The 12,718-nt window shown below is 70.7% G+C and carries 9 protein-coding genes; 8 read left to right on the top strand and 1 reads right to left on the bottom strand.

Going from position 1 to position 12,718, the window contains the following annotated elements:
• The first annotated feature begins 109 nt into the window (after window positions 1-109).
• Entirely contained in the window at window positions 110-1,555 is a 1,446-nt protein-coding gene (locus ACYVOM_RS08475; protein WP_460302692.1) for a LolA-like protein, read from the top strand.
• A 73-nt stretch (window positions 1,556-1,628) separates the two neighbouring features.
• Here the strand turns inward: ACYVOM_RS08475 and ACYVOM_RS08480 are convergent, their stop codons facing one another.
• Complete coding sequence (locus ACYVOM_RS08480) at window positions 1,629-2,324, bottom strand: SDR family NAD(P)-dependent oxidoreductase (RefSeq protein ID WP_460302693.1); 696 nt, start codon at window positions 2,322-2,324, stop codon at window positions 1,629-1,631.
• Between the two features lie 452 nt (window positions 2,325-2,776).
• On the opposite strand from ACYVOM_RS08480, the gene ACYVOM_RS08485 reads away from it, so the two are divergent.
• From ACYVOM_RS08485 to ACYVOM_RS08515, 7 genes are all read left to right on the top strand, one after another.
• Complete coding sequence (locus ACYVOM_RS08485; RefSeq protein WP_460302694.1) at window positions 2,777-4,612, top strand: 2-oxoacid:acceptor oxidoreductase subunit alpha; 1,836 nt, start codon at window positions 2,777-2,779, stop codon at window positions 4,610-4,612.
• On the top strand, window positions 4,612-5,643 hold the full coding sequence (locus tag ACYVOM_RS08490; RefSeq protein WP_460302695.1) for a 2-oxoacid:ferredoxin oxidoreductase subunit beta: 1,032 nt from the start codon (window positions 4,612-4,614) through the stop codon (window positions 5,641-5,643). Before ACYVOM_RS08485 ends, ACYVOM_RS08490 begins: the two co-directional genes overlap by 1 nt.
• A 126-nt stretch (window positions 5,644-5,769) precedes the next feature.
• Entirely contained in the window at window positions 5,770-6,249 is a 480-nt protein-coding gene (locus ACYVOM_RS08495; RefSeq protein ID WP_460302696.1) for a SecDF P1 head subdomain-containing protein, read from the top strand.
• A gap of 47 nt (window positions 6,250-6,296) precedes the next feature.
• A complete protein-coding gene (locus tag ACYVOM_RS08500) occupies window positions 6,297-6,662 on the top strand; it encodes a DUF937 domain-containing protein (protein ID WP_460302697.1) in 366 nt (121 codons plus the stop codon).
• Between the two features lie 44 nt (window positions 6,663-6,706).
• Entirely contained in the window at window positions 6,707-9,100 is a 2,394-nt protein-coding gene (locus ACYVOM_RS08505; protein ID WP_460302698.1) for an alpha/beta fold hydrolase, read from the top strand.
• Window positions 9,097-9,915 carry an ABC transporter permease gene (locus ACYVOM_RS08510; protein ID WP_460302699.1) on the top strand — a complete coding sequence of 273 codons (819 nt, stop codon included), beginning with the start codon at window positions 9,097-9,099 and terminating at the stop codon, window positions 9,913-9,915. The genes ACYVOM_RS08505 and ACYVOM_RS08510 overlap by 4 nt, the downstream gene beginning before the upstream one ends.
• A gap of 558 nt (window positions 9,916-10,473) precedes the next feature.
• Complete coding sequence (locus tag ACYVOM_RS08515; RefSeq protein ID WP_460302700.1) at window positions 10,474-12,717, top strand: esterase-like activity of phytase family protein; 2,244 nt, start codon at window positions 10,474-10,476, stop codon at window positions 12,715-12,717.
• Window position 12,718 lies beyond the last annotated feature (1 nt).

Here is a 12,718-nt window from a genome sequence, read left to right on the forward strand (position 1 = left end):
TAGACCGTCGTGGGGAACCAACGCGGCGCGCGATGCATCCATCTTTACGGATCAATGAGACGAACATAAGGTCTCGCCAGGAACACGTGTTATACGGGGTGGTGCGGTCATGGCAGAAGGTCAGGATCAGCAGGGCTGGCAGCCGCAGCCCCAAGGGTGGGGCGGGCCTCCCGGAGGGCAGCCTCCGCAGCAGCCCCCGGACGGGCAAGGCGGCTTCCCAGGGCAGGCTCCGCAGCAGGGCGGGCCGCAGGATCCGCAAGGACAGCCGGGTACTCCGCCGCCGTGGACCCCGCCGCCCTTCCAGCAGGCTCCGGGCCAGTACCCGCCGGGCGGCCAGTTCCCGCCAGGCGGCCAGTACCCCCAGGGCGGCTTCCCCCAGGGCGTTCCCCCGCAAGGCGGCCAGTTCCCTCCGGGCGCGCCGTACGGCGGCTTCCCCGGCCCCGGCCAGCCCGGCGGCTACCCGCAGCCGCCCCGCACCGGCCGCAAGCCGCTCGTCGCGCTCTTCGCGGCGATCGGCGCCGTCATCGTGGTGCTCGCGGTCGTCGCGATCGCGGTGTGGCCGGACGGCGAAGAGCCCGCGCGCGCGTTGACGACCCCGGAGAAGGGCGCGGCGGCCGCCACGCACCTCGGCGAGGTCCGCGCCCTGCACTTCACCGGCGACTTCACCTCCGACTCCACGCCGGTGACCGCCGACTTCACCGTCACGCACGCGGGCACCGCGGCCGGCACCCTCACCGTCTACGGGCAGGCGATGGACATGATGCTGCTCGACGGCGACATGTACGTGAAGGCGCCCAACTCGTTCTGGGTGACGCAGCCGGAGGCCGGCGAGCAGATCGCGCCGGACTACGCCGACAAGTGGGCCAAGGCGCCCAAGTCGCTGCGCGGCTTCGACGTCCGCGCCTTCCTCGTCCCCGGCGCGCTGGGCCAGAGCCTCAAGCAGGCCGCGCCGACGGTCGTGCCGACGGGCCAGCCGACCGCCCAGACCGTGAACGGGGTGTCGACGCTGGCGTTCGAGGGCGGCAACGCCCAGTACCTCGTCACCGACAAGGCCCCGCACCGGCTCACCCAGGTGAAGACGGGCGGCGACGACTCCTTCTCCTTCACCGTCTCCGAGGTCGACTCCGCCGCCCTCGGCACCCTGTACGACGACCTCGCCGGCAAGGTGAAGGACGACCTCGTCGGCGCGCTCGACCCCTACTCGCCGATCGGCCGGGACGGCCTGTCGACCGCCAAGGACTGCACCGACACCAAGTGCGACGTCGCGCAGACCTTCGTCAACGACGGGGCCGCGGCCTGGGTGAAGTACCACGCCGAAGTCTCGACGGACAAGGCGGGCACGAAGCTGATCGGCGAGTGCACCAGGTCGGTGAAGATCGCCAAGGGCAAGACGACGCTCAAGTGCTCCGTCGTCGGCGCGGCGTGGAAGAAGTGGGTGCGCTCGCTCGACGGCGGCTCCGGCGACTTCTACAGCTACGGCTGGGTCCAGGTCGAGTCGGTCTCCGGCGCCCGCGCCGCGACGATCATCTCGGAACTCGAGAAGGAACGCGGCTGACCCGTCTCCCCCGAAACGCCGCGGCGGCCGCCCCCTTCGGTGGGGGACGGCCGCCGCGCCTCGTTCGGGAGCATCACCAGGGGACGGCGCCCGCGTCCTCCAGGTGGGCGCCGTTCGGCGCTTCGGGGTCGAGCGCCAGCGCGATCGCGATGGCGGCGCCCTCGGCCGCCGTGCGCGGGCCGGGAAGCCCGTGCAGGTCGGTCGCGCAGTACCCCGGGTTGACCGCGTTGACCCGGACCGACGTGTCCGCCAGCTCCTTGGCGTAGGAGACCGTGATCATGTTCACGGCGGCCTTCGAGGCGTTGTAGGAGAGCAGGTTGAACCCGTAGTAAGGGTGGTCCGGATCGGACATGCGGGACATCGAACCCAGCTCACTGGAAAGGTTGATGATCCGACCCGCCGCTGACGAACGCAGCAGGGGGAGCATCGCGTTGGTGACGGACACCAGGCCGAAGACGTTGGTCTCGAACGTCTCCCTGAGGCCGTCCAGAGGTACCTGACTGGGAGCGTTCTCCATCCGCAGGATTCCCGCGTTGTTGACGAGGACGTCCAGGCCGCCGTGCTCGCGCGCGATCGTGTCCGCCGCCGCGGCGACGGACACGGGCGAGGTCACGTCGAGCATGACGAACCCGGCGCCAAGGTCGGCTGCGGCCTTCTGGCCCTTCGCCTCGTCCCTGGCTCCAATGACGACTTCCACTCCCCGCGCGAGGAGTCCCCGCGCGGTCTCGTAGCCGATGCCTCTGCTCGCACCGGTGATGAGGGCGATCATGGGGCGAGCCTAAGATCACATTCACTCTTCACTGCCACCGAAGAGCGAAATTCCACGTTAAATCCAACCTGCGCTCACCCTACGTGGCGAAAGCGACGCAGATCACACCCGGGAAGCCCTTGCGGGCAGGGCGGCCAGGTACCCCACTTGGCCGGTTCGGTACATTGGTAGGGCACTGTTCGGCTCTCGGCGCGGGGTCCTCAGTGCCCGGGTGCGCGTTCGGCCTCGGCGTGGCCGATACCAGCTCATCCGGGTCGTCATAACATAAGACCAAAGCCCTAGTAGCCCTCCCGCCTCGGAGAATCCCTCACTTCGCGGCGGCAGAGCTGCGCCGTCGAGAAAGGCCGTCCTCCGTTGATCGAGCGGAGCGAGATCCCCGCACACCCAGCACGCAACGTCACGGTGCCCACCACCGCGCCGACAGTGCACTCTGTGCCCGCCAAGGAGGCGCAGTGACCAAACAGGTCCAGCAGCTCGACCGCGTCATCATCCGCTTCGCCGGCGACTCCGGCGACGGCATGCAGCTGACCGGCGACCGGTTCACCGCGGACTCGGCAGAGTTCGGCAACGACATCTCGACCCTGCCCAACTATCCGGCCGAGATCCGGGCGCCCGCCGGCACGATCCCGGGCGTCTCCAGCTTCCAGCTGCACTTCGCCGACCACGACATCATGACGCCCGGCGACGCGCCGAACGTCCTGGTGGCCATGAACCCGGCGGCGCTCAAGGCCAACCTCGGCGACCTCCCCAAGGGCGCCGACCTGATCGTCAACACCGACGAGTTCACCAAGCGCAACCTGGTGAAGGTCGGCTACGCCGCGAGCCCCGTCGACGACGGCTCCCTCGGCGACTACCGGGTGCACGCGATCCCGCTGACCTCGATGACGGTCACCGCCCTCGAGGACTTCGACCTCACCAAGAAGGACAAGGAGAGGGCGAAGAACATGTTCGCCCTCGGCCTGCTGTCCTGGCTGTACCACCGGCCGACCGAGGGCACGATCGCGTTCCTGGAGCGGAAGTTCGCGAAGAAGCCCGAGATCATGAAGGCCAACGTGGCGGCCTTCCAGGCGGGCTGGAGCTTCGGTGAGACCACCGAGGACTTCGTGAACTCCTACGAGGTCAAGCCGGCGTCGCTGGAGCCCGGCCTCTACCGCCAGATCACCGGCAACACCGCGCTCGCGTGGGGCCTGGTGGCGGCGGGCGAGCGCTCCGGCCTCGACGTCTTCCTCGGCTCCTACCCGATCACCCCGGCGTCCGACATCCTGCACGAGCTGTCGAAGTTCAAGAACTTCGGCATCCGCACGTTCCAGGCCGAGGACGAGATCGCGGCGATCGGCGCGGCGCTGGGCGCCTCGTTCGGCGGCGCGCTGGGCCTGACGACCACGTCGGGTCCGGGTGTGGCGCTGAAGGCCGAGACGATCGGCCTCGCGGTCTCCGTGGAGCTGCCGCTGCTGATCGTCAACGTGCAGCGCTCCGGCCCGTCCACGGGCATGCCGACCAAGACCGAGCAGGCCGACCTGCTGCAGGCGATGTTCGGCCGCAACGGCGAGTCCCCGGTGCCGATCATCGCGCCGCTGTCGCCGTCCGACTGCTTCTTCGCCGCGGTCGAGGCCGCACGGATCGCGGTGAAGTACCGGACGCCGATCTTCATCCTGTCCGACGGGTACATCGCCAACGGCTCCGAGCCGTGGAAGCTGCCCGAGGTCGCCGACCTGCCGATCATCGAGGCGAACTTCGCCGAGCCGAACCAGGTCGACTTCCAGCCGTTCAAGCGCGACCCCGAGACGCTGGCCCGCCCCTGGGCGCCCCCGGGCATCGAGGGCCTGGAGCACCGGATCGGCGGCATCGAGAAGGCCGATGGCTCCGGCAACATCTCCTACGACCCGGCCAACCACGACCTCATGACCCGGCTCCGCCAGGCCAAGGTCGACGGGATCGCGAACGACATCGAGCCGCTGCGGGTCGAGGACCCGGACGGCGACGCGAAGGTCCTCGTGCTCGGCTGGGGCGGCACCTACGGCGCCATCTCCGCAGCCGTCCGCCGGGTCCGCAAGGCGGGCGGGAAGGTCGCGCAGGCACACGTCCGGCACCTCAACCCGTTCCCCGCGAACATGGGCGAAGTGCTCAAGTCCTACGACAAGGTGATCGTGCCCGAGATCAACCTCGGACAGCTCGCCACGCTGCTGCGCAGCAAGTACCTGATCGACGTGGTCAGCTACAACCGAGTCCGCGGCCTCCCGTTCAAGGCCGAGGAACTCGCCGACGTGATCCGGGATGTGATGGCCTGATGGCTCTCGACGCGCTCTCACTCGTGCCCAAGTCCGACGTCAAGCTCTCGATGAAGGACTTCAAGAGCGACCAGGAAGTCCGCTGGTGCCCGGGTTGCGGTGACTACGCCATTCTGGCGGCCGTGCAGGGGTTCATGCCGGAGCTGGGGATCAAGCGCGAGAACACCGTGTTCGTCTCGGGCATCGGCTGCTCCTCGCGGTTCCCGTACTACATGAACACCTACGGGTTCCACTCGATCCACGGGCGCGCCCCGGCGATCGCCACGGGCCTCGCCTCGGCCCGCCCGGACCTGTCGGTGTGGGTCGTCACCGGCGACGGCGACTCGCTGTCCATCGGCGGCAACCACCTGATCCACGCGCTGCGCCGCAACGTCAACATCAAGATCCTGATGTTCAACAACCGGATCTACGGGCTGACCAAGGGCCAGTACTCGCCGACCTCCGAGGCCGGCAAGGTCACCAAGTCCAGCCCGATGGGCTCGGTCGACAGCCCCTTCAACCCGATCTCCCTGGCGATCGGCGCGGAGGGCGCGTTCGTCGCCCGGACCATCGACTCCGACCGCCAGCACCTCCAGTCGGTGCTGCGGGCGGCGGCCGAGCATCAGGGCGCGGCGCTGGTGGAGATCTACCAGAACTGCAACATCTTCAACGACGGCGCGTACGAGCCGCTGAAGGACAACGAGCAGCGCGACGACATCACGCTGCGGCTGGAGCACGGCCAGCCGCTCGTCTACGGCAAGGACCGCGACAAGGCCCTCGTCCGCGACGGGTTCGGCTTCAAGGTCGGCAGCCCCGACGACCCGGACGTGGTGATCCACGACGCGACCACCACGAACCCGTCGCTGGCGTTCGCGCTGTCGCGTCTCGACCAGCCGGCGTTCACGCACGTGCCGATCGGCGTGTTCCGCTCGGCTCCGCGCGCGTCCTACGACTCGCTGCTGAACGCGCAGGTCGAGGAGGCCAAGGCCACGCAGGGCAAGGGCGACCTCGCCGCGCTGCTCGCCAGCGGGGACACCTGGCGCGTCGACTGACGCCGTCCACCGGCCGACGGGGCCCGGACACCTTCTCCACAGAGGGTGTCCGGGCCCTTCCCCTGTTGCGGCGCCCCCGCGGTCTTCTGCGACAATCGGCCGATGCGGAGACCGCCGAGGACCTTGATGATCACATCGGTCGTCGTCATCGCGCTGGCCGCCTGCGCGGTGGCGCTCACCGGGGTGCTGCTGTCGATCGCGCGCCAGCCGCGCGTCGACCTCGCCGAACCGCTGCTGATCTACCCGGTGGCCCAGCACACGCAGGGCGTCTGCCCGGTGGACGCCCTGGGCTTCGCGGGCCCCGAGCCGTCCTGCTACCAGGTCGCCGAGGACGGCATCGAGGTCAAGAAGGTCAGTTCGGTGGACGTGCAGCCGCTCCAGGACGGCACCTACGGGGTGGTCCTGCACCTGCTGACGGGCGATCGGGGCGAGTTCGAGGCGCTGACGGGCCGGGCCGCGGGCAAGCAGCTCGTCCTCGTCGTGTCCGGCCGCGTCGTCACCGCGCCGACCCTGGACGCGCCGATCAAGGGCGGCCGGCTGATGCTGACGGGCGGGTTCAGCCAGGCGGGCGCCGATCAGCTGGCGTTCGAACTCACCGGAAAGTGACCCGCCCTTGGGGCTGCCCGGCCAAGCCGCCGGGCATCGCTCGTCGTATGACCCAGAGGTTCGACGAAGAGACGCTGATGTGGCTCGAAGAGGAGTCGTCGGGCGGCGGCTCGTCCCCGAGCAAGGCGAAGATGGCCGCGGTGGCCGGGGGCGGGCTCGTCGGTACGGCGGTCCTCGGCAAGGCGCTGGCCCCGGTGGCCAAGCGGCTGGCCCGCAAGACCGGGCTGCCGCAGAGCCAGGTCCAGATGCTGCTGACGGCGGCCGCGCCGGTGATCATCAGCGCGGTGACCGCGGCGGTGGCCAAACGCAAGCACGCGCAGGCCGTGCCGGGCGAGGTGATCGACTCGTCCGGGCAGGAGCACGGCGGGGGCAAGGAGGCCAAGGGCCTTCTGGGCACCCACCGGCACAGGTAGGGAACTGATCTCCGTTTTACGCGGGCCCGCGTAGCATCGCGCGCATGAGGCGGTGGGTCGCGGGCGCGGCCGTGGCGGGCCTCGTCGCGGCGGGCGGGGGCGGCTACCTCCTTCAGCGCGACGACGCACCAGGGGTGGTCCGGCAGGACGTGCGGATCGACGTGGTCGACGGCCCGCGCGACGACGAGCGGATCACCCTCGACGCGACCTTCTACCGGCCCGAGGGCGCGGGGAAGGCGCCCGCGGTGCTGCTGGCGCACGGGTTCGGCGGCTCGAAGCGCTCCCAGACCGCGGCGGCGCGGGAGCTGGCGGAGCGCGGCTACGCGGTACTCACCTGGTCGGCGCGCGGTTTCGGGGCCTCCGGCGGCCAGATCGCGCTCAACTCGCCCGACTACGAGGTCAAGGACACCCGGCAGCTCATCGACTGGCTGGGGAAGCGTCCCGAGGTGCTCCAGGACGCGCCCGGCGATCCGCGCGTCGGCCTGGCGGGCCCGTCCTACGGCGGCGCGATCTCGCTGCTGACGGCGGCCTACGACGACCGGGTGGACGCCCTGGTCCCGTCGATCACCTGGTACGACCTGTCCTCGGCGCTGCTGCCCGACGGGGTGTTCAAGAAGCTGTGGGCGGGCCTGTTCTTCACCGGCGAGTCCGACGGATCCACAGCCTGTGGACGGTTCCGGCCCGAGCTGTGCGCGATGTACCAGCGGATCGCCCAGACCGGTGAGGCCACCGAGGAGGACATCGCGCTCCTCAAGGCCTCCTCCCCCGCGACGGCTCCGCCCGTCAAGGCGCCGACCCTCCTTATCCAGGGCCAGAGCGACTCCCTCTTCCCCCTCGACCACGCCGACGCGAACGCGCGCCGAGCCGAAGGGCCCGTCTCCGTCGTCTGGTACCAGGGCGGCCATGACGGCGGCGACCCCGAGACCCCCCTGCTCACCGAGCTCACCGCGAGCTGGTTCGACGACCATCTGAAGGGCCTGGAGGCCGCCAAGCCCGCCCCCGCCTTCACCGTCACCCGGGCCACCGGCGTGGACTCCACGAACGGGCGCACATGGCTGCGCGCGGCCTCCACCGGCACCTACCCCGGGCTGTCGTCGATGCCTCGGGAGATGCCCGTGGAGGGCGGCGAGCAGGCCGTGCAGAACCCGGCCGGCGGGGTGCCCGCGGCGGTCTCGGCGGTGCCGGGTCTCGGCGCGCTGAGCGCGCTGGGCTCGTCGCTCGGCTCTCTGGGCGCCTCCCTGGATTCGCCAGGGCAGAGCGCGTCCTTCACCACCGAGCCTTTGGCCGAGTCCCTGCGGGTGACGGGCGCGCCCCGCCTCACCGTGGAGGTCGACAAGGCGGCGACCCTGTTCGCCAAGGTCTACGACGTGACGCCCGAGGGCACCGCGGCGCTCGCCCGGCGGATCGCCGCCCCGGTGCGCCTGACGGAGGCCGGCAAGGCCGAGGTCGTCCTTCCGGCGATCGACTACGACTTCGCCCGCGGCCACCGCATCCGGATCACGCTCTCCACCACCGACATGGGCTTCGCCGGGCCGCTCGCCCCCGCGACCTACAAGATCTCGGCGGCCTCCGCGCTCTCGCTCCCGACCGTCCCCGGCCTGGCCACGCCCGCGGGCCGTCCTCCGGCGTGGGTGTGGGTGCTGCCCCTCGTCGCGCTGGTGATCGCCGGGGCCCTGGTCTTCCGGCGCAGGCCGAAGGGAAGCTTCGACCCTTCCCTCGCCGAGGTGCCGCTGCGGATCGACGGCCTCACCAAGACCTACGCGAACGGGTTCAAGGCCGTCGACGACCTCTCGTTCAAGGTCGAGAAGGGCCAGGTCCTCGGCCTTCTGGGGCCCAACGGCGCGGGGAAGACGACGACTCTTCGGATGCTCATGGGCCTCATCCACCCCGAAGGCGGCGAGATCCGGATCTTCGGCCACAAGGTGACTCCCGGGGCCGAGGTGCTGGGCCGGCTCGGCTCGTTCGTCGAAGGCCCCGGGTTCCTCCCGCACCTGTCCGGCCGCGACAACCTGACCCTGTACTGGCGGGCCACCGGGCGTCCCATGGACGAGGCGCACCTTGAGGAGGCCCTGGAGGTGGCCGCCCTCGGCGAGGACGCCTTGGGCCGCCCCGTCCGGACGTACTCGCAGGGCATGCGGGCCCGGCTGGCGATCGCCCAGGCGATGCTCGGCCTACCCGACCTCCTCGTCCTCGACGAGCCCACCAACGGCCTCGACCCGCCGCAGATCCGGGCGATGCGCGAGGTCCTCGTGGACTACGCCGCCCGCGGCCGCACCGTGATCGTCTCCAGCCACCTGCTGAGCGAGGTCGAGCAGACCTGCACCCACGTGGTCGTCATGACCCGCGGCGCGAAGGTCGCCGACGGCCCCGTCGAGGAGATCGTCGGCGGGCGCGGCCTGGAGAACGTGTTCCTGGAGATCATCGGAGGCGGGGTATGAGCCGGGCGCTGCCGCTGCGGGTGGAGGCCGTGCGGCAGTTCCGGCGGCGGCGGACGCTCGTCGCGTTCGGGCTGCTGCTGGCGCTGCCGTGGATCCTCATCGTCGCGTTCCAGTTCGGCGGGGAGCCCGACCAGCCGGACGGGCGGGTCTCGCTGGTCGACGTGGCGACCACGGGCGGGCTGAACTTCGCCCTGTTCGCGCTGTTCGTGGCCACGGGGTTCCTGCTGGTCGTCGCGGTCGCGCTGTTCTGCGGCGACACCGTGGCCAGCGAGGCGGGCTGGTCGTCGCTGCGCTATCTGCTGGCCGCGCCCGTCCCGCGCGACAGGCTGCTGCGCCAGAAGCTCGTCGTCGCGCTCGGCTACGCCGCCGCGGCGGTGCTGACGCTGCCGGTGATGGCGCTGGTCGCGGGCACGCTGGTCTTCGGCTGGTCCGACGTGACGGTGCCGACGGGCGGGACCTTCCCGGCCGAGGCGGCGTTCGGCCGGATGGCGATCATCGCCGGGTACGCGCTGGTCTCCCAGCTCGTCGTCGCGGCAGTGGCGTTCCTGCTGTCGGTGAGCACCGACTCGCCGCTCGGCGCGGTCGGCGGGGCCGTCGGCATGGTGATCATCTGCAACATCCTGGAGGCCGTGGAGGCCCTCGGCTCGTGGCGGGACGTGCTGCCCACCCGCTACATGTACGCCTGGATGGACGCGCTCCAGCCGGAGATCCAGTGGACGGGCATGGCCAAGGGGGCCGCCCTGTCCGTCTCCTACGCACTCGTCCTGTTCGCCCTGGCCTTCCGGCGCTTCCGCGCCAAGGACATCACCTCCTGACGCGGCAGGTCCGCCGCCTTCCGGGGCCGGACCGTTCCCCTCTCGGGAAGAGCCCGGGCAATCATCGGTTTATGACAAGGCTTCAGTGGGGTATTCCACGGCCAAAGACCGCAGGGGGATCATCGTGGAACCCCCTGCACTTTGACGAGAAGGCACCATACGATCACCTTGTGTGACGTCCCACACCAGAAAACCGGATGAAGCTCTAACAAACAGTGCGTAAGCTCAGCACAACCCACGGCAGTCGCGGGAGCGCACGCGAAGTTCCGCCGAGGGTGAACACGCCGGCCGATTAGCGGCCTGTCTCCGAGGGGAGATGATCGAAATGGCAAGGCAGCAGCAGATCGTCAAGCTTCCGCGCGTCCCCCGCAAGCCCACCACCGACCTCGACCTCCGCACCCCTTCCGGCCGCGTCCTCCCATACTGAGCCCGGGCCGCCGCCCCACCCGTCACCAGCGCCACTCCTCGCCCTCTTAAGGCCCAGGACCCCGAGAGTTCATCCGGGCTTCTCCACCACCTGCCAGGGTCGTTCCGTTTGGATACGGAACGGAGTACTTCATGCGACTTCGCATGCAACTGTCGGTCGGCGCGCTGGCCGGCGCGGCGTTGGTCGCCGGGCTGACCCCGGCCGCGCACGCCGGAGGCGCCGGAGGCAAGGGCCCGCTGTTCGAGCGGGTCTCGACCTACCCGGTCTTCCAGAACCTGCCCGCGGACGCCGACCCCGCCGACGAGACCGTCGCGGAGATCAGCGCGGTCACCGAGGACGGCAGGACCCTCATCTACACCGACGCCCCGGGCGAGCGCGTCGGCTTCCTCGACCTCTCTGATCCGGGCTCCCCCAAGGGCCTCGGCACCCTCGCCACCGAAGGCGGCCAGCCGACCTCCGTCGCCGTCGTCGGCGCCTACGCGCTGGTCGTCATCGACACCAGCGACAGCTTCACCGCCCCCTCGGGCCGGGTCGACGTCGTGCGGATCGCCGACCGGAAGATCGTCCGCAGCATCGACCTGGGCGGCCAGCCCGACTCGATCGCGGTCAAGGGCAGGTACGCGGCCATCGCGATGGAGAACCAGCGCGACGAGGACGTCGCCCCCGCGGGCGGCGACGACGGCGACCTGCCCCAGGCGCCGGCCGGATTCCTGCAGATCCTCGACCTCAAGCGGGCCGACCCGGCCTCGTGGGGCCTTCGCACGGTGCCCTTCACCAAGGCCGACGGGAGCGCGCTGCCCTCCTTCACCGCCGCCGGAATCGACACCCCACAGGACCCCGAGCCCGAGTACGTCTCGATCAACGGGCGCGGCAAGGTGGCCGTCACGCTCCAGGAGAACAACGGCGTCGCCATCGTCGACCTGGCCTCCGGAAAGATCGAGAAGGTCTTCTCCGCCGGCAAGGTCACCGTCTCCGGCGTGGACACCGAGGAGGACGGCGTCATCTCGCCGACCGGCACCATCACCGACGTGCCGCGCGAACCCGACGCGATCTCCTGGGTCGACGACGAGACCCTCGCGACCGCCAACGAGGGCGACTGGAAGGGCGGCAGCCGCGGCTGGACCGTCTTCAGCGCCTCCGGCAAGGTCCTGTGGGACGCCGGGAACTCCTACGAGCGGCTCGCGATCAAGTACGGCCAGTTCAACGACGACAGGTCGGAGAACAAGGGCGCCGAGCCCGAGGGCCTCGCCGTCGGAACCTTCCACGGCAAGCGGTACGCCTTCGTCGGATCCGAGCGCTCGAACTTCGTCGCGGTCTACGACATGAGCCGTCCGTCCCGGCCGGAGTTCGTGCAGTTCCTGTCCACGAACGCCGGACCCGAGGGGCTGCTCGCGGTCCCGTCGCGCGGCATGTTCGTCGTCTCCTCCGAGACCGACGACTCCTCGGTGGGCCTGCGCGCGGGCGTCCAGGTGTTCCGGCTCGGCAGGCCGGAGACGCCCGGCCTGGTGTCCCAGGCGGGCCCGGACGGCGCGCCGATCGGCTGGGGCGCCCTGTCGGGCCTTTCCGGCAGGCCGGGCAGCCGTGACGGCCTCTACGCGGTCTCGGACAACGCCTACGCGCCGACCAGGATCTACTCGATCGACACCGGCGAGAGCCCCGCCGAGCTCACCTCGGCCCTGACCGTCACCAAGGACGGCGCCCCCGCCGCCTATGACGCCGAAGGTGTCGCCGCCCGGCCGTCCGGCGGGTTCTGGCTCGCCAACGAAGGCGCCAAGGGCCCGGGGAACCTCCTGGTCGAGGTCGACGCCAGGGGCGCCGTCCAGAAGGAGATCACCCTCCCGGCCGACATCACCTCCCGGATGGGCTCCCAGGGCCTCGAAGGCGTCACCGTCACCGGCTCCGGCGCGGCTGAGACCGTCTGGGTGACGCTCCAGCGGCCCCTGACGGGCGACCCGGCCAACACCGTCCGGATCGGGCGCTACCTCCCGGCGACGGGCGCCTGGTCATGGTTCGGGTACCCGATCGAGCCGTCGGCGTCGACCGCGAACTGGAACGGGTTGTCGGAGATCACCGCCTACGACGGCAGGCTGATCGTCGTCGAGCGTGACAAGGCGTCCGGCACGGCCGCCGCGCACAAGAAGCTGTACTCCGTCGCCCTGCCGAAGGGCGAGCCGACGGGGCTTGCGGTGCTGACGAAGACCCTCGTGCACGACCTGCTGCCCGACCTCGCCTCCTTCGGCGGCTGGGTCCAGGAGAAGGTCGAGGGCTTCGCCGTGACGGGCGGCGGACGGCCGTGGGTCGCCACCGACAACGACGCGGTCCAGGACGCGACCGGCGAGAGCGTCTTCTTCTCGTTCGGCAAGCGCCTGCGCTGAG

The sequence above is a fragment of the Actinocorallia aurea genome, from assembly GCF_054783995.1.